Origin of the sequence: Glycomyces mayteni, from assembly GCF_042428885.1 — a bacterium.
GTDB classification, from domain to species: Bacteria; Actinomycetota; Actinomycetes; order Mycobacteriales; family Micromonosporaceae; genus Glycomyces; species Glycomyces mayteni.
In genome coordinates, this window is the sequence record NZ_JBHMBP010000002.1 from 365,377 (window position 1) to 383,300 (window position 17,924).

General features: G+C 69.5%; 13 protein-coding genes and 1 pseudogene. 8 read left to right on the forward strand and 6 right to left on the reverse strand.

From position 1 onward, the window contains the following. Positions 1 to 33 precede the first annotated feature (33 nt). On the forward strand, positions 34 to 537 hold the full coding sequence (locus ACFFXY_RS08375) for a gluconokinase (RefSeq protein ID WP_382348285.1): 504 nt from the start codon (positions 34 to 36) through the stop codon (positions 535 to 537). A 44-nt stretch (positions 538 to 581) separates the two neighbouring features. Here the strand turns inward: ACFFXY_RS08375 and ACFFXY_RS08380 are convergent, their stop codons facing one another. Both ACFFXY_RS08380 and ACFFXY_RS08385 read right to left on the reverse strand, forming a co-directional pair. After that, positions 582 to 1,772: a M20 metallopeptidase family protein gene (locus ACFFXY_RS08380; protein WP_382348288.1), complete on the reverse strand. Its 1,191-nt coding sequence runs from the start codon at positions 1,770 to 1,772 to the stop codon at positions 582 to 584. A gap of 157 nt (positions 1,773 to 1,929) precedes the next feature. Continuing rightward, the gene (locus ACFFXY_RS08385) at positions 1,930 to 3,708 is read right to left on the reverse strand and encodes a bifunctional metallophosphatase/5'-nucleotidase (protein WP_382348291.1); all 1,779 of its coding nucleotides are present in this window, start codon (positions 3,706 to 3,708) and stop codon (positions 1,930 to 1,932) included. Positions 3,709 to 3,895: 187 nt separating this feature from the next. Between ACFFXY_RS08385 and ACFFXY_RS08390 the strand changes: the two genes are divergently transcribed. The 4 genes from ACFFXY_RS08390 (at position 3,896) to ACFFXY_RS08405 (ending at position 6,683) form a co-directional block, all read left to right on the forward strand. Continuing rightward, positions 3,896 to 4,894 (forward strand): 2-dehydropantoate 2-reductase, encoded by a 999-nt coding sequence (locus ACFFXY_RS08390; RefSeq protein ID WP_382348293.1) that lies wholly within the window; start codon positions 3,896 to 3,898, stop codon positions 4,892 to 4,894. 92 nt (positions 4,895 to 4,986) lie between these two features. Next, on the forward strand, positions 4,987 to 5,340 hold the full coding sequence (locus ACFFXY_RS08395; RefSeq protein ID WP_382348296.1) for a YbaB/EbfC family nucleoid-associated protein: 354 nt from the start codon (positions 4,987 to 4,989) through the stop codon (positions 5,338 to 5,340). After that, positions 5,341 to 5,661: a type VII secretion target gene (locus tag ACFFXY_RS08400; protein WP_382348299.1), complete on the forward strand. Its 321-nt coding sequence runs from the start codon at positions 5,341 to 5,343 to the stop codon at positions 5,659 to 5,661. Beyond that, positions 5,658 to 6,683, forward strand: a complete 1,026-nt coding sequence (locus tag ACFFXY_RS08405) for a WXG100-like domain-containing protein (RefSeq protein WP_382348302.1) — start codon at positions 5,658 to 5,660, stop codon at positions 6,681 to 6,683. Before ACFFXY_RS08400 ends, ACFFXY_RS08405 begins: the two co-directional genes overlap by 4 nt. A gap of 72 nt (positions 6,684 to 6,755) precedes the next feature. On the opposite strand, the pseudogene ACFFXY_RS08410 reads toward ACFFXY_RS08405, so the two are convergent. From ACFFXY_RS08410 to ACFFXY_RS08425, 4 genes and pseudogenes are all read right to left on the reverse strand, one after another. Beyond that, positions 6,756 to 7,709: pseudogene (locus ACFFXY_RS08410) on the reverse strand (sensor histidine kinase); the annotation flags it as partial. Further along, positions 7,706 to 8,374, reverse strand: coding sequence for a response regulator (locus tag ACFFXY_RS08415; protein ID WP_382348305.1), 669 nt, complete (start codon positions 8,372 to 8,374; stop codon positions 7,706 to 7,708). The gene ACFFXY_RS08415 and the pseudogene ACFFXY_RS08410, both read right to left, overlap by 4 nt. 11 nt (positions 8,375 to 8,385) lie before the next feature. After that, complete coding sequence (locus ACFFXY_RS08420; RefSeq protein WP_382348308.1) at positions 8,386 to 10,032, reverse strand: serine hydrolase domain-containing protein; 1,647 nt, start codon at positions 10,030 to 10,032, stop codon at positions 8,386 to 8,388. A gap of 93 nt (positions 10,033 to 10,125) precedes the next feature. Beyond that, positions 10,126 to 11,424: a BNR-4 repeat-containing protein gene (locus tag ACFFXY_RS08425; RefSeq protein ID WP_382348311.1), complete on the reverse strand. Its 1,299-nt coding sequence runs from the start codon at positions 11,422 to 11,424 to the stop codon at positions 10,126 to 10,128. Between the two features lie 168 nt (positions 11,425 to 11,592). Here ACFFXY_RS08425 and ACFFXY_RS08430 point away from each other — a divergent pair, with 168 nt between their 5' ends. From ACFFXY_RS08430 to ACFFXY_RS08440, 3 genes are all read left to right on the forward strand, one after another. Further along, a complete protein-coding gene (locus ACFFXY_RS08430; protein ID WP_382348314.1) occupies positions 11,593 to 12,333 on the forward strand; it encodes a GAP family protein in 741 nt (246 codons plus the stop codon). A gap of 436 nt (positions 12,334 to 12,769) precedes the next feature. Next, positions 12,770 to 14,260, forward strand: coding sequence for a VCBS repeat-containing protein (locus tag ACFFXY_RS08435; protein ID WP_382348317.1), 1,491 nt, complete (start codon positions 12,770 to 12,772; stop codon positions 14,258 to 14,260). A gap of 56 nt (positions 14,261 to 14,316) precedes the next feature. After that, positions 14,317 to 17,922: a LamG domain-containing protein gene (locus tag ACFFXY_RS08440; protein ID WP_382348320.1), complete on the forward strand. Its 3,606-nt coding sequence runs from the start codon at positions 14,317 to 14,319 to the stop codon at positions 17,920 to 17,922. Positions 17,923 to 17,924: the final 2 nt, after the last annotated feature.

Here is a 17,924-nt window from a genome sequence, read left to right on the forward strand (position 1 = left end):
TGAATAATATTACCTTTCAATGAGGAGGGGTCCATGTCCGCGACCTGCCTGGTCGTCATGGGGGTGACGGGCTCCGGCAAGAGCACCGTCGCCAAGCTGCTCGCCGACCGGCTCGACTGGCCGTTCACCGAGGGCGACGAGCTCCACCCCGCCGGGAACATCGCGAAGATGAGCAAGGGCGTGCCGCTCACCGACGCCGACCGCGAACCGTGGCTGCGGACCATCCGCGACCGGATCGCCGCCGCGGCCGCGCGCGGGGACTCCTCGGTCGTCACCTGCTCGGCCCTGCGCCGCGCCTACCGCGACGTGCTGCGCGAAGCGGACGCGCGCGTGCGCTTCGTCCACCTCGACGGCTCCCGCAGGCTCATCGGCGACCGCCTCTCCGGCCGCAGCGGCCACTTCATGCCCCCGCGCCTCCTCGACTCCCAGTTCGCCGCGCTGGAGCCGCTCGGCCCCGACGAGGACGGCCTCGTCGTCAACATCGCCGACACCCCGGAACGCATCGTCGAAGCGGTGCTCGCCTTCCTGAAACGCTGAAGGGAGGCGGGCCGCGGCCCGCCTCCCCTTCCTCAAACCTCGCGCTAGCCGCGGTTCATGCGGCGCACGGCCAGCTCCGCGAGGAGCGCCGCGCCGTCGGCCAGGACCGAGTCGTCGAACGCCGCGCGCGGCGAGTGGTTCGACGCCGCGTCCGCCGGGTTCTCCTTCACGGTGGCGCCGTAGAACATGTAGCTCCCGGGCACCGCCTCCAGGACCCGCGAGAAGTCCTCCGAGCCCATGACCGGGTCGGGCATCTCCACGTACCGGTCCGCGCCGAACAGGTCCTTCGCCGTCTCCGCGACGAACGCCGCCTCGTCCGCGTCGTTGACCGTCGCCGGGTACTCGCGCTCGAACCGCACGTCCGCGGTGAGCCCGTGCGCGGTCGCGATGTCCTCGGCGAGCTTCACCGACTCCTTCTCCACCTGCGCGAGCGCCTCCTCCGAGAACGTGCGCACCGTCGCCGCGAACTGCGCGTTGTCGGGGATGATGTTGTGCCGCGTGCCCGCGTTGAACGTGCCCACGGTGATGACGATCGGGTCCCACACGTTGAACCGGCGCGTCACGAGCGCCTGGAGCGCCGTGATGATCTCGGCGGCCACCGGGATCGGGTCGAGCGTCGTGTTCGGACGCGACCCGTGCCCGCCCTTGCCGATCACGTTCACGAACAGCCCCGAGGACGCGGCCATCATCGGGCCCGGCTTCGTGGTGAACACCCCGCGCGGCACGGTGTCGGAGATGACGTGCAGCCCGTACGCGGCGTCGACCTTGCGGCCCGCCGCCTCCAGGACGCCCTCGGCGATCATGTGCCCGGCGCCGTCCCAGCCCTCCTCGCCCGGCTGGAACATGAACACCACGTCCCCGGCGAGCTCGGCCTGGTGCGCCGACAGGAGCTTCGCCGCGCCCACGAGCCCCGCCGTGTGCAGGTCGTGCCCGCACGCGTGCATGGTGCCCACGTGCTTCGACACCCACTCGGCCGGGTTCTCCTCGGTCACCGGCAGCGCGTCCATGTCGCCGCGCAGCAGCACCGCCGGGCCCGGCCTGCCCCCGCGCAGGACCGCGGTGACCGCGGTCGAGGACTCGCCGAGCGTGATCTCCAGCGGCAGGCCCTCCAGCGCGGCGAGCACGGCCGCCCGCGTCTTGGGCAGGTCGAGCCCGATCTCGGGGATCTGGTGGAGTTCGCGCCGCAGTGCGACGAGCTCGCCCTCGATGGCGGCGGCCTCTTCCCGGAAGTCCATGTGCGCTCCTGGCGTATTGGGTTCTCGTTTGCTAGCCGGGCGGTCAGTTCGCCTGGTGGACGCAATACTGCCACGTCCGGCGGGAACGTGAAAGGGCACCGCGGCCATCGGCCGCGGCGCCCCGAATCCTATAGGATATATGAAATAGGATATAGGGTCAGAAGACCGGGACCCCGTCGCGCGTGAGCACCCAGTCCACCGAAGCGAACTCCGCCGGGTCCAAGGCGCCCTTGGCCGTCACCCACTCGATGATCCGCGTGCGGATCTCGATCGACTCGCTCCAGACCTCCTCGGCCGCGGCCACGTGCGGGAAGTTCCCGCCGCCGTTCGCGCGGTAGTTGTTCACCGCGAACACGAACCGCTGCCCGTCCTCGACGTCCGCGCCCGCGTGCTTCAGGTTCGCGATGCGCGACCCGGCCGCCTTGGCGATGTCGATCTCGTACGTGAAGCCCGAGACGTAGTCGTAGTTGTAGTCGGGCCGGCCCTCCGCGTTGGTGATCGCCTCCGGGTCCACCGCGCCGCCCGCGGCCGTCTGCACGTAGTACTGCGCGGAGTACTCCAGGTAGTCCCGGATCTCCGCGCCCGTCAGCACCTTCGCCACCAGCGTGTTGTCGTAGATGTACAGGCTCGACAGGTCCTTGATCTTCACGTCGCCCTGGGGGATCAGCGAGGTCCGCGAGAACGGCGACGCCTGCGACACCACCGGCAGGTCCGCGTGCTCGGTGCCCGCCAGCGCCGCCTTCACGACGTCCTCCTGGACCTTCGTGATCAGGTCGATGATCGGCTCGTCCTTGTAGCGGGCCTCGGCCGTGTCGAGGTCGATCGACGCCTGCCCGACGACCTGGTTGACGTAGGCGACGACCTCGTCGTGCTCGGCGGTGAGGATCTCGGTGATCCGCTCGTGCTCCTCGGCGGTGTTCGAGTTGAGGACCGTCGCGCCCGCCGACTCCACCTTCCAGGAGCCCTTGTCCCACACCAGGTCGAAGTCGAAGCGGGTGAGGCGCTGGCCGTAGCACAGCGGCTCGGAGAGGATGACCTCGCGCCCGTCGGGGCCGGCCACGCGGGTCTCGGCGATCTCGACGTGGGCGTGGCCCACCAGGATCGCGTCGATGCCGGGGACGGTCTCGGCGACGATCTTGGAGGCGTTCTCGATGCCCAGGCCCGTGGAGGTGTCGTACGCGGAGGTCCCGGAGGTGCCCGAGTGCGCCGAGACGATGACGACGTCGACGCACTTCTCCTCGCGCAGGTGCTTGACCCAGTACGCGGCCTCGGTCTCCAGGCTCGGGAACTCCAGGACGCCGTCCACGATCGCCTTGTCCCAGATGGTCACGCCGGGCGTGCACAGGCCGAGGATCGCGACCTTGACGTCGCGTCCGCGCGGGGTGCGCAGGCGCACGATGTGGTACGGCGGGAACGCGGGGCGGCCGGTCTCGGTGTCGATGACGTTCGCGCCCAGCAGCGGGAAGTCCAGCTGCGACTCGAACTTGCGGAGCGTGTCGAGCCCGTAGTTGAACTCGTGGTTGCCGAGCGCGGCGGCGTCGTAGTCGACCGCGTTCATGGCCTGGGCCATGGGGTGAACGGGGCCGCCGTCGGCGGCGATGGGGTCGACGCGCGCGTAGTAGTACGCCAGGGGCGTGCCCTGGATGGTGTCGCCCGCGTCGATGAGGATCGTGTTCTGCTTCCCGACCTCGTCGCGGATCTCCTCGACGAGGGTCGCGACGCGGGCGAGGCCGCGGGTGTTCCCGGCGGCGTCGCTGTAGGCGGCGTCCTTGAAGTAGTCCCAGTTGAAGACGTTCCCGTGGAGGTCGGTGGTCCCCATGACGGTGAACGAGTAGCGCTTGGCGGACTGCTTCGCCGCCGCGGGCGAGGCGGCGGCGACGGCGGCCGCGGCCCCGGCGGCCGAGGCGCCGAGGAGGGTTCTGCGGTTGACGGGCATTTCGGGGTTGCTCCTAACTCAGCACCGGCGGTTCGCGAGGGATGCCTGGAGTATGGCACCCGGAGATTCCACCCCTCACCGGGTGTCATCCCATGACCCCATCTTGAACGGCGGATGTCGATCGCGGGTCGAATCGGTGCACAACGCCGCCTTCCCTGTTTCCGCCGCGCGCCGATAGCATCCGGGGATGATCTGCGTCTACGGGGCCGGGAGCATCGGGTGCTACGTCGGCGGGCGGCTCGCCGCCGCCGGGGCCGACGTCGTCTTCGTCGGGCGCGAGCGCATCGCCGCCGAGGTCCGCGCGAGCGGCCTCCACGTCACCGACCTCGACGGGGCCGACGAGCGGATCGCGCACCCCCGCTACGAGACCGGCCCGGCTGCCGCCGCGGACGCCGACCTCGTCCTGGTCACCGTCAAGTCCGGCGCGACCGCCGACGCGGCCGCGCAGCTCGCGCCGCTGCTGCGCCCCGGCACGCCCGTCGTCAGCCTCCAGAACGGGCTGCGCAACGCCGCGGTCCTGCGCGCCGGACTCCCCGGCGCCGAGGTCGTCCCCGGCATGGTCGCCTTCAACGTGGTGCACCGCGGCGGGGGCCGCTTCCACCGCGGCACCGGCGGCGGCCTCGAAGCCCAGGCGCACCCCGCGCTCGCGCCGTTCCTGGACGACTTCGCCAGGGCCGCAATGCCGCTCGCCCTCCACGAGGACCTCCTCGGCGTGCAGGCCGCCAAGCTCCTCCTCAACCTCAACAACGCCGTCAACGCCCTCTCGGGCCTGCCCCTGCGCACCGAACTGTCCCAAAGGGACTACCGGCGGGTGCTCGCCCGCGCCCAGCGCGAGGCCCTCGCCGCCTACCGGGCCGCGGGCATCAGGCCCGCCAAGGCCGCCGGAGCCGATCCGCGGCTCGTCCCGTACGTGCTCGGCCTGCCCGACGCCCTGTTCGCGCGCATCGCCGCCCGGATGCTCGCCGTCGACCCCCACGCCCGCTCCTCCACCTACGACGACCTCGCCGCGGGCCGCCCCACCGAGGTCGACCACCTCAACGGCGAGATCGCCGCGCTCGCCGCCGAGCACGGCACCACCGCGCCGGTGAACGAGCGGTTGACGGCGCTCGTCCACGCCGCCGAGGCCGGGGGCCGCCGCGACTTCACCGGTCCCGAGCTCATCGCGGCCATGACGCGCCCTGACTGAGCGCACCCGTTCAGAACGTCGCCATCTCCGGTTCACTCTCGTTGGCTAGCTTGACATCCGCACCAACGGCACAACCGAAGAAGGAGGATGGGATGCGAACGCCAGAAGAGATCATGCAGGAACTCGAATCCCGCGTCGCCGTCATCCAGGAGCAGGCCGGCCGCGCCGAGGAGCTCCTCGCCGAATCCGAGGTCACCGCCGCCGACGAGGACGAGATCGTCACCGTCACCGTCAACGCCGGCGGCACGCTCACCGGCCTGCGCTTCTCGCCCCAGGCGCGCGGCCTCTCCGGCACCGGCCTCGCCGACCTGGTGCTGGAGGTCTACCGGCTCGCCCTCGAAGAGTCCGGCCGCAGGACCGCCGAGATCATGTCCGGCCTCCTCGGCGCCGACTCCGAGGCCATGAGCGTCATCACCGGGTTCGCCCCGCCCCCGCGGGAGTCCTAGATGGTCAAAGTGGACCCCCAGATGCTCCGCGACCACGCGGGCAGGCTCGTCAACGGCCCCATGCCCGCCGTGGTCCAGGCCGCCGGCGCCGCGAAGGCCGTGCGCCTGGGCGACGAGAACGCCTACGGCGTCATCTTCGCCCAGCTGATCCCGCCCGCCCTGGACCTGTTCCTCGACGACGGGACCGAGACCCTCGACGCGATCGACGACCTCGGCACCGGCTTCACCACGGCCCTCCAGGCCACCGCCCAGCAGTACCAGACCGTGGACGAGGAGGTCGCCGCCGTGTTCGACGCCCTCCAGAAGGAGCTCGACCGGTGAACGCCGCCAACCCCCTCATCGAGGGCGAGACCCCCACCTCGATGCCGCAGAGCTCGAAGATCTTCTACGGCGTCTACAAGGCCGGGCAGGCCTACGGGAACGCCATCACCCAGGGGCAGGTGGACGTCGGCGACATCGCCTCGTCCACGTTCTCCCTCGGGCTCGACGCGCTCTCGTTCATCTCCAACCCCTTCAAGCACCTCGTCCAGGCCGGCGTCTCCTGGCTGTTCGAGCACATCTCGTTCCTGCGCGAACCCCTCGACTGGCTGGCGGGCAACCCCAACGCCATCGAGGGCCTGGCGATGACCTGGAACAACATCGCGATGGCGCTCAGCGACGCCTCCCAGGCGTGGAACGCCGAGGTCCAGACCACCGCCGACTGGGAGGGCCAGGACGCCGAGGCGTACCGCGACAGCGCCACCGCGTTCGGCGGCGTCATCGGCGGCGCGGCCGACGGCGCGAAGTGGACCGCGAACCTCATCACCGGCGCGGGCGTGCTCGTCGCGATCTTCCGGACCATGTTCCTGGAGATCATCTCCAACTTCATCGCCGAGGCGATCCTGTGGATCCTCTCCGCGCTCGCCACCGCCGGGTTCACGTTCGGCGCCACCGCGGCCGCCGCCGTCGCGCGGGTCGTCTCCAAGGCCGTGTCGGTCTTCGCGAACCTGGTCGGCAAGCTCGGCCAGCTCATGTCGAAGCTCGGCCGCTGGGTCGCCTCGCTGCGCAAGTTCGGCACCCAGTCGACCGGCCTGAAGAAGGCCCTCGACGGCGCCACCGACTCGATGCTCAAGGGCACCTCGACGGGCCTGATGCGCGGCGGAGGGAAGGTCATGGACGGGGCCCAGCACCTGCGCGGCCTCTCCAACACCCCGCTCGCGAAGTCGCTGGACCCGCTGAAGAACAGCTGGAAGAACCCCATCGACAAGATGAAGACCGTCAAGTACACGGCGAACTCCACGGCCGCGGGCGAGAACCAGATCTCCAACATGGAGAAGGAGCGCGAGGCCAACGGCGGGCCGTAACGGGCGGGCGCCGCGCGGCAGCGTCAGCCGGAACCGGCACCCCGCCCCTTCCAGGAGCGCCACGTCGCCGCCGTGCGCCTGCGCGATCTGGCGCGCGATCGGCAGGCCGAGCCCCGTCCCCGGGGCCCGGCCGCCGCGCCAGAACCGCTCGAACACGTGCTCCCGGTCCGCCTCGGCGATCCCCGGGCCCTCGTCGGCCACGGTGAGCGCCACCGCGTCCGGGCCCGCCTCCACCTCGACCCGCACGACAGTCCCCTCAGGAGCGTGCTTGACGGCGTTCCCGACGAGGTTCGCCACCGCGCGGCGCACGCTCGGGCCGTCCACCGCGGCCTCCGCGCGCCGCGCCCCGGCCACCTCCACCGCCGCGGGCGCGAACTCCGCGGCCACCTCCCTCGCGAGGACCGCCAGGTCCACCGGCCGCCGGTCGATCACGCGGGCCCGGCCGCGCGCGTCCACCAGCAGCTCGCCCACCACGTCGCGCAGCCGCTGGGCCGCGTTCCGGCTGCGCTCCAGGCCCTCCCGGTACAGGTCCAGGTCCGGCTCCGGGTGCGCCAGGACCACGTCGGCGCCGGTGATGAGGACCGCGAGCGGGGTCCGCAGCTCGTGGCTCGCCTCCTCGACCAGCCTGCGCTGCACCAGGGCCGAGCGCTCCAGCCGCTCCAGCATCGAGTCGAACGCGGCCGCGAGCGCCCGCGCCTCGGCCGTCCCCTGCGCGCTCCCCACCCGCAGGCCCAGGTCCGACGCCCCGATCCGCTCGGCCGCGGCCCGCACCCGCTCGAACGGGCGCACCGCCCGGCCCGACCACCACCACGCGAGCGCCACCGTGACCGGCAGCAGGAGCGCCGCGGTGAGCACGCCCCACAGGCTCGGGTCGACCCCGGTGCGCGAGACGGTGCGCTCGATCCCGTCGGCGCCGGTCTCGGTGTACTCCTCCTGCGTGATCGCGGTGACCGCGAGGACCAGGACCACCGGGAGGTAGATCGCGAGCGCCCCGGTGAGCGCCAAGCGGACCCGCAGCGAGTTCACTGCGCCTCCAGGCGGTAGCCCGCGCCGGTGACCGTGCTGATCGGGCCCGGCTCGCCGAGCTTGCGGCGCAGGCGGCTGAGGATCACCCGCACCGAGGCGGTGAACGGGTCGGCCTGCGCGTCCCACACGTGCTCCAGGAGGTCCTCGGTGGAGGTGATCTCGCCGGGGTGGTGCATGAAGTACCTGAGCATGGAGAACTCCCTCGCGGTCAGTTCGAGTTCGGCGCCGCCGCGCCAGGCCCGGTGCGCGGCGGCGTCGAGCCGCAGGTCCCCGACCTCCAGGACCGCGTCCCTGACGTCGGCGCGGCGCGACAGGGCCCGCAGCCGCGCCGCCAGCTCCGCGAAGTCGAACGGCTTGACCAGGTAGTCGTCGGCGCCCGCGTCGAGCCCGGCCACCCGGTCGTCCACGGCGTCGCGGGCGGTGAGCACGATGAGCCGCCGCGGCCGCCGCAGGTGCGGGTCGGCCCCGAGCCGCCGCAGCAGCGCGAGGCCGTCCCCGTCCGGCAGCCCCAGGTCGAGGCAGGCCACGTCGAAGTCGTTGGCGCACAGCAGCTCCTCGGCTTCGGCGCAGGTCGCCGCGAGGTCCACGGCGTACGCCTCGTTCCGCAGCCCGAGCGCGAGCACGGGGCCCAGGTCCGGGTCGTCCTCGACCAGCAGGATGCGCACGCCGTCTCCTCTCAGCGCCGGGCCGCGGCGGACCCGGCCGGGCCGGTGACCGTCATCCGGTCTTCCTCGAAGGCGACCCGCACGCCGTCGCCGACCCCGGCGAGGTTGCGGCGGTACTCGCCCTCGCCGGTGGGCACCAGCGTAAACGCCGGGGGCTCGGCGCCGAGCCACACGCCGCCGATGCCGCCGCGTTCGTCCAGCGCGTACCAGCCGAGCACGGTCTCCTCGGCGGTCACGAGCTCGACGTAGGTGCGCAGCTCGCCCTGCTCCTCGACGGTGCCCGCGGGCCGGACCTCCTCGATCGCGCCGATGTCGCCCTCGACGGCCTCCAGCTCCTCGCGTCCGGCGTCGGTCTCCCCGGCCAGGAGCGCGGCGACCAGGGCCTCGTGGGCGGCGACGTCCTCGGCGGTGAAGTCCGCGGAGGCGAACATCGCGGCCACGGCGTCGGCGCCGCCGGCCGCGGCCTCCAGGCCGTCCTCGGTCGCGGTCACCGTGTACGACCCGCCCGAGTCCAGCACGTAGGTGCCCTCTCGCGCTTGCAGCTCTTCGGGATCGACCTCGGCGTGGCCCTCGGGGAGCGGGATCGGCTCCCCGGCGGCGAGCGCGGGCCCGATCGCGTCCACGAGGTCCCCGGCGGTGACGTCCTCGCCGTTCGAGGCGACCGCGAGGCTCACGCCCTGCTCGGGGAGCCACGCGGCGACGGCGTTGTGCCCGGTGTCGCCGCCGCCCCCCGAGGCGGTGATCACGGGCGTGCCGAGCAGGTCCGGGCCCACGGAGACCCACCCGGGGATCTCGGCGCTGCCGTCGCCGTTGTCGAACGCGGTGTCCGTGAGCGTCTGCACCGCTTCGGGATCGATGACCTCGCCCTCGAACAGGGCCCGCGTCCAGTCGGCGAGCTGACCGGCGGTCATGGCGAGGTCCCCGTTGCCCTCCATCGCCCAGAACGGGCCCGCGAAGCCCCCGTTCTCGGTCGCGGGCGACCCGTCGACCTGCCCGATCGCGCGCGGGCCGGGCGCGGCGGGCTCGCCGTCCCAGAACCCGCCGAACCGCTCCCCGTCCAGGACGAGGACCTCCCCGGCCATGTGGTCCCGGTAGGACCCGGTGGCCTCGTCGACGATGAGCGCCAGCAGCGAGTACCCGGCGTTGGAGTACAGGAAGTCGCTCCCGGGGTCGAACGCCGAGGCGAGGCCGCTGATCGAGGCGACGGCCTCGTCCCGGTCGAGCGGCACGTGGTCGCGGCCGTGCTCGCCTTCGAGGCCGCTGGTGTGCAGGAGCAGCTGCTCCACCGTGGCCTCGGCCGCCGGGCCGGAGAGCCCCGGCAGCAGCGACCCGGCTGTGTCCTCAAGGGACAATTTGCCTTCCTGCGCCAGGCCGAGGACCGCGGCGGCCGTGAATGACTTGCTCACCGAGCCGATCGCGAACACCGTGTCGTCGGTGACCGGCGCGGTCCCGTCGGCGGTCCCGAACGCGGCCCGGCACTCCATGCCGCCGCCGGTGATCGCGACCGTGCCGCTGAACCCGGCGTCGGCCCACCGCCCCAGCCCGCTGACCAGGTCCGGGTCGCAGCCCGCCTCCTCGGCCCGTCCCGGGCCCTCCTCGACCGACGTGCACCCCGCGGCGAGCAGTGCCGCCGCGATCATCGCTGAAACTCGTCTCATGCCGGAGACCGTAGGGGCCGCGGTGTAAACCGGGCTTGAACGAGCCGGGGCCGCCGCCCGGGCCCCCGGCGCTCTTTCCGGGGGCCCGGGAGCTCAGGCCCCGCGGGGGAGGTCGCGCAGGACGATCTCGCAGTCGTAGTGCTGGGAGGCGGTCATGGTGCCGCGGAACCACAGCAGCGGCGTGCGCGACGGGTCGCCGGGGGCGGCGATCGGGCGCAGGTTGTCGGCCTCGGAGTCCTCGGTGACCGGGGTCCACGTCCAGGTCGCGCCGTCGTCGGCGGTGCGGGCGTGGAAGATCTCGTGGAACGCCAGGGCCGACCCGTCTCGCGGGTCCACAGTGGTCGAAACGTACACGGAGTCGAGGTCGTACGGGTCGATCGAGGCCAGGCCCGTGTAGTCCTCCTCGTGCGGCATCAGGCCCGCCCCGGCCCTCGCGAGCTCGTTCACGGTCCACGCGCCGCCGGGCGCCATGCGCGCGTAGAAGAACCGCAGGTCCGGGTGGGCGCGCTGCCGGTCGAGGTGCTCCTCCTCGCCTGCGCGGGCGGTGAGGACCGCGGCGACCGAGCCGTCCTCGCCCCGCCGGAGGTCGGTGGTCCAGCAGTGCGACATCCGCACCCCGCCCCACCGCGACCCGGCCGCAAGGATCCGGGTCAGCTCCACTTGGGACGGCGCGTCGCCGCTCACGGCCGCCGCGTCCACGACGGTGCCGTCGCTGCGGTGCAGCGCCCCGTTCTCCAAGTAGCCGTGGTAGATCGAGTTGTCGTAGTCGCGCGGGTGGTGGTCGGTGGTCACCAGGTCGATGCGCTCGCCGTCCCCCGCGTAGCGCGTGTAGCCGTTGACGTAGCCGACCTTCGGGCGCGTGAACAGCTTGCCCGCGTAGGCCCACGTGTCGCCGTCGTCGTCGGAGACGAGCGCGCACTGGTCGTCGTTCACCGCACGGGCGAAGCAGTACAGCCGCCCGCCCATGGACCGCAGGTTCGAGTAGGTGACGCCCGCGCCGCCGGTGAGGCCGCTCCAGTCGAACTCGCGCTCGGGGCCCCAGCGGGTCGGGTCGCCCGGTTCGCTGACGCGCCAGCGGGTGCGGTCGTCGGTCTTGTGCTTGGTGTACACGGCGAGCCAGCGGCCGTCGGCGCGGCGCCACAGCGCGGGCACGTCGTGGTCGTCGGTCTCGAACGCCTCGTGCAGCACCACGACCTCGCTGGTCCCGGCCCGCAGGTCGACCACCGCGAGCTCGACGTTCCCGGACCGGCCCTCCCCGCCGGGGCCCTCGGCCGCACTGATCGAGCCGACCACGAGGGTCTGCGTCTGCGGTTCCACGAGCGCGCGCTCGTCCTGGAACCAGCACCAGGCTCCGTTGTCGTTGACCGTGAGGATCGGGGGGTTGGCGTTCACGGAAGGGTTCCCTTCGTCGGCGTCCTTGCCTTTGCCCCCACCCTACTGGAAAGCGCTATCCAACGCCAGTCCCCACCTTCGTCCTGCGACCAAAGGCGCAGTCCCGGCACATGAAGATCGATCCCGCGGCCGACGTCCCGGCCCCCTTGCGCGCCATACGCTCGCACCATGGACCTCGCCATGGCCGCCTCGCTGGCCGCCCTCGCCCTCATCGACTCGACCAGCTTCGGGACGCTGCTCATCCCGATCTGGCTGCTCCTCGCCCCCGGCCGGGTCCGTGCCGGACGGATGCTCGTCTACCTGGGGACGATCACGGTGTTCTACTTCGCGGTCGGCATGGCGATCGTGCTCGGCGCGACCGCGTTCACCGACGACCTCGGCGCGCTCCTGGACACCCGGCCCGCGATGTGGGCGCAGCTCGCGGTCGGCGTCGGCCTCGTCGTCCTCAGCTTCCGCTTCGACTCCAAGAAGTCCAAGGAGGGCGGCGGCCGCATGACCCGCTGGCGCGAGCGCGCCCTCGGCGTCGAGTCCGAGCCGGGCGCCGTGAAGACCCGCGCCGGCGCGCTCCCCCTCGTGGGCCTCGCCCTCGGCGCGGCCACCCTCGAAGTCGCCACGATGCTCCCGTACCTCGCGGCCATCGGCATCGTCACCACCGCCGGTCTCGGGACCGCGGCCACCACCGCGACGATGGCCGGGTACTGCCTGGTCATGATCGTCCCGGCCCTGGTCCTCCTGGCGGCCCGCCTGGTGGCCCGGGGCGCCGTCGAACCGCTCCTGGGCAAGATCAACGACTGGATGACCCGCAACGCCGCCTCCACCACCGGCTGGATCGTCGGCATCGTCGGCTTCCTGGTGGCCCGAGACGCCGCCTGGCGCCTCGGCCTCCTGGAGCAGCTGCTCAACCGGTGATCTGCAGCCCAGAGAATGATGCCGTTCTGTTATGAAGCAATCTAGCCGGTTGGAATGTTGGGTTGTCGACATTAGGTGCGCAACGATGTCCCTCCTGACCAGACAGTCCGCAACGCTTCGGGACACTACGCCGGGCTCCGTGGGAATCGATCAACTCGCACTCTTGAGCGCACGGCCGAATTGGGCGTGATGCCCTATCTGATGCTCAGATGCGTGACTGACTGTGCTTGACAATGTCAATCTGGGTTAGATAACTTTCCGTGGTGTTCCGGTCGACACCGTCGAACCGCCCCCACCACAACTGAAAGTGACCCCCATGCGACCCCATCCGCGTGCTGCGTCAGGTGCCAATTCCAGCGCCTCATCCGACGCCTCCTCGACTTCGGGCCGATCTAGCCGAGTGACCCGGATGTGGGCGCGGTCGGCGGTGCTCATAGTGCTCGCGGCGATCGGCCTGGTCGGTGCCTCATCACCGGCGGTGGCGCAGTCGTGTACGGCCGGGACCGAGTCGGATTTCGACGGCGACGGCAAGTTCGACCTGGCAATCGGCGACCCGGATGCGACGGTTGCGGGGAAGTTGCGTGCCGGGCGGGTGCATGTGGCCTACGGCAGCGGCGCGGCGGTGACGATCGATGCCGATGACATCCCCAACAACGAGAACGGTGCGGGGGAGCGGTTCGGGTTCTCCATGGACACCGTCGACTGGAACGGTGACGGCTGCACGGACCTGTTCATCGGCGCCCCATACGAGGCCTGGGCATCGGGTATGGCAGAGACCGGCATCGTGGTGTTCATCCCCGGCTCGCCCACCGGGCTCGACACGGCGCTGGCGAAGAACTGGTCGCAAGCGAGCTTCGACGGCGACACCGGTGTGGACACCAACCATCCCGGCGACCGGTTCGGGTGGGACATCGCCGCGGGTCTGGACACCGCCGGCGATCCGTTCATCGTCGTCGGCGTCCCGGGCGAGTCCACAACCACGACCGAGGGCGTCGTCTTGAACCACGGCGGGAACGTGTTCTACGCCCGTCCGGGGAATGCGATCGACTTCAATCAGAACTCGGCGGGCTTCGCCGACAGCTTCGAGGACGGCGACATGTTCGGGTACTCGGTGGCGGCCTCGGAGTCGGGGTTCGTGGTCGGTGTCCCTGGTGAGGACGCCAACTACAGCGACCACACCATCCACGATGCGGGGACGATGTTCCTGATGGCCCACAGCGATGCCTCGACGGTGCCCGCGCCGATCGCGGCCTGGGGCCAGGGGAACACCACGATCAGCGGCGAGTTCGAGGACGGAGACATGTACGGGTACTCGCTCGACATGGTCGACTACATCTCGACCGGCGGCGGGGCCGCGAAGATGATGATCGCGATCGGTGCGTCCGGTGAGGACACTTCCGCGGGGTTGTCCTCGGTGGTCTGGTCGCCGGGATCAGGGTTCACCGAGTACAAGACCATCAGCCAGGACGGCGATGGTGCCGCCGCCGACGCGGCGGAGCCCGGGGACATGTTCGGTGCCGCCGTGGCGATGGTCAACCGGACCCCTGGACAGAACACCGGCGTGAACACGCTGCTGATGACCGTCGGTGTGCCCGGCGAGGACGATGAGGCGACCGGGCTCTTCGATGTCGGTGAGGCCCAGTTGTTCTCGATGACCGAGGACCAGGCTCAGGAGAACAACCCGGTCCGCCCCCGGCTCCCCGCCGAGAAGTTCACACCTGCGGACGGGGCCGGCATCGGCCAGGTCCTATACGCGAACAAGCAATACCTGTTCGTCTCGGCCACCGGTGCCACGGGTCCGGCCGTGTACCGCATCCCCTGGGACAACCTCGTCGCCGGAGCCGCCGCGGCCGTGACCTCGTACACCCCGGCAACCTTCGGCCTCACGAATGCCGACGTCGTCTCGTTCGGAGCGTCGCTCGCATGAGCACACACCGTCGGAAGACCTCGACTCCCACGCCCCCTGAGAGGACGAGCACGCGCATGCACCTGACCCGATCCCCACGTGCCTGGCGGATCGCCGGCGCCGGCCTGCTCACCCTCGCCCTCACCACCGGCCTCGCCACCTGGCCCTGGAACCAAACCGACATTCCTCCGGCTGGAGCTCAGGAGGAGACCACGGCGACCGATGGCGTGGCCGATACGGAGGGCCAGGCAGCCGCCGAAGCGCTGACTTCGGGAGAGCGAGTCGAAGTCCTGAACCTGAGGTCCGAGCAGCGCGACGTGTTCGCTGAACCTGATGGAACCTTCAGCGCAACTGAGTATGCGGTCCCGATCAGGACCTTGCTCAACGGAGAATGGGCGGATATCGACCCCACTTTGATCCTCTCGGAATCGGGTGTCGTCGTTCCCGTTGCCACGACGGTCGCGATGCGGTTCGCCGCCGACGACGATCAACCGCTTGTCACGATCTCGAAGAACAACCACACGATGACCCTCGACTGGCCCGGGCCCTTGCCTGAGCCAACGCTTGAGGGGCCGACCGCCGTGTACTCGGAAGTCCTTCCCGGTGTCGATCTTCGCCTCACTGCGCTGGATACCGGTTTCACACATACGTTGGTGGTCAAGAACGCTGAAGCGGCCGCCAATCCTAATCTCGCCCGCATCGAGTGGCCGGTGGCCTTCGACGGTGCCGAGGTGGAAACGACTCCGGCAGGCGGCCTGTCCGTGGTCGACTCGGAAACGCTCGATGCCTGGCTCTCGACCGATACTCCGACGATGTGGGACTCCTCGGGCGTCGCCGAAGCCATCGCGGCGATTCCTGGTCTTTCCGCAATGAACCCGGACGATGCCGCAGTTGCGCAGCAACTTGCGGCCGAGTTCGGGGTGAAGAGCCTCGTTGGGATCGCAGGATCCGCTTCGTCGATCGTGCTGAAGCCCGACGCTGACTTTCTCACTGGAAGCGAAACGGTATATCCGGTCTACATTGATCCGATCTACCGGGACGAGACGCGAACTGCTTGGGCGATGATCGCCACCAACTACCCGGAGCAGGAGTACTGGAAGTGGTCGAACGACGGCGGTGAAGGTGTTGGCACCTGGTATGACGGAGGGCCGAAGAAGCGGCAATTGTTTCGGCTCCCCACGTCATTCTATTCGGGCAAGACCATTAGATCGGCTGAGTTCGCGGTCGCACTCACCTATAACTGGTACGACGACCAGCATGAGACCGGTTACGACATTTATCTCGACAAGGTAGGCGAGTTCACCTCAGGGACCAACTGGAACAACCGACCCTCCTACAACAACATCGCCAGCACCGACGCTCCCAAGCCGATCAACGGAATCTGCAAGAGCCCACAGGATGGTGCGGCGTTCGCAATGGAGTGGGAGATCACCTCGACGCTTCAGTCGGTGGCAAATGCAGGGACTTCGACTCTCTCATTGCAGGTACGAAACTACGATGAGACTGCTGAGGAGCGCTGGATACGGATTTGTAACAACGGGCAGCTCAGAGTCACCTACAACACGCCTCCCAATCAGCCGTTGATGTCCGACATGTGGACGAGCCCGGGTCCTATGTGCCAATGGGCCGTTACTACGGACTCGTACGTCGGAAGGCTTCCCAGGCTGTATACCGTCGCAACGGATGACGACTTCGGCGACAGGAATGAATGGGGATCCGGATCCGGCCAAACGGTTTCAGAGAAGCTCCGAGTGCAATGGCAGCTCACCAACACCAGTGACGCAGTCATCTTCACTTCGGCCTGGTCCAGTCCTTTGGATTCCGGTGCCGAGCACATGATCGATCTCAACACCGCTTCCGGAATGCCGACGATCACTGCCCAGACCGAGATCAGATGGGAAGCCAGGGTGTCCGATGGCATGGCGACTTCCGCTTGGTCCTCGGCAGGTGCTGCCCCCAGCCGGTGCAGGTTCGTCTACGACCCGACGAAGCCTGCGGCACCGACGATCAGCAGCACCGATTTTCCGGCTGGGACAGAGGAGTCTCCGGCGATCGCGCCGATGGTAGGTGAGAAGGGCTCTTTCACGCTTTCGACAACGGCTGCCGATGTAGTGAGCTACCGGACGGATTTCACGAAGGACAATGAAGCGGCTCGCACTATCACCCTTGCGAGCCTTGGCGACAACGCGACAGTCAACTTCTTGCCGTTGCTGCCAGGGCGGTACCAGTTGACCGTCACCGCCTTCGACCGCGCCGGGAACTCCGCGGCGAATACTTACTCCTTCCGTGTATCGGTCGCGGACGCCGCAGGAGTATGGCTCCTTGACGAGACGGAAGGCGTCACCGCCGATGACACGGCTGCCGAGAACCCCGGAGCGCTTGGATCGGGGGTGTCGTTCGGAGCGCCCGGCCCGGTGGGCCGCACCGCAGCGACCTTCGACGGCAGCGCTGACGCGTACATCTCAACTGACGAGTACAACGTCGCCTCCACTGGAGAGGGCGTCTCGATCGCCGCATGGGCCAGAATCGACAATCTGGCGAAAGACGGAGTGATCGCATCCATCGACGGAGGACTGGGCGAGTCGGGGATGACTCTCGGCTACCGGTCGACCTCGTCGACTACCGGGCAGTGGGTCCTGTCAATGCCCGATATGGCAATGAACGCGTTCAGCTCGTGGGAGGTACTCGGGGGGCAGGTGACCCTGAACAACAAGAGCGAATGGGTCCACCTCGTGGCCACCTGGAACGACTACACCGGCGAGATGAGTCTCTACGCCCAGGGAGTGCGGGTCGCCTCCGGCGTCCGTGAATCGGCCTGGTGGGGTGACGGAACGGTTCAGATCGGACGGGCGATGGCCAGCGGCACCTGGCAAGGGAACTTCACCGGGGCAATTGCGGACGTGCGCGTCTTCGACCGTGTTGTTCCTGAAGGTGAGGCTGCGAACCTCGGCTACACGATCCCACCGCGACTCGGCCTCTGGTTCTTCAACTCCACCACTGTCGACGAGGAGACCGGAAAGGTGTACTGCGCAGAGTTCGACGATGGATCGGCTGCCGTCCTCTCGGGGGGTGCCACGCTGTACCACCAAGCAGACGAGCTCCTCGACCCGCCCGCGCTCATGAACAGTGCTGGCCACCTGGTGCTTGACGGCGCCAACAGCGCGGCGTCGATTGCGGGCGCAGTGGTCGACACCTCTCGATCGTTCAGCATGCATGCGAGGGTGCGCCTCGACTCCGCGAACCCCTCCAGTTCTATGACCGTCATGTCCATGTCCGGTGTCAACGGGGCATCGGTCTCCGTCGGATATGACGCAACCACCTCTCAATGGAAGGTCACACTCACAGGAAGTGACTCGGCGTCGCCGACTGTGATCGCATCAGTGCTCAGCCCTGTTCCACCTACGTCCGAAAGCGCTGGTCAGGCCATCACCGTCGTTTACAACGGGATTACCGGTGATGTCCGGCTGTTCGTGGATGGCACGGTCTCGGCGCCTCTTGCAGAGCCGTTCCTCAGCGCTTGGGCCGGTACGAGCGGTCTGCAGATCGGCCGGAGTCTATCCGGCGGCGTATACGGCAACTATTTCGATGGTTCGATCGATGATGTCCGCGTCTATCAGGGCGCCTTGAACAACGACGAGGTGCAGACGCTTGCGGGCAGCCTCATGGAAGACTCGAGGTACTGAAT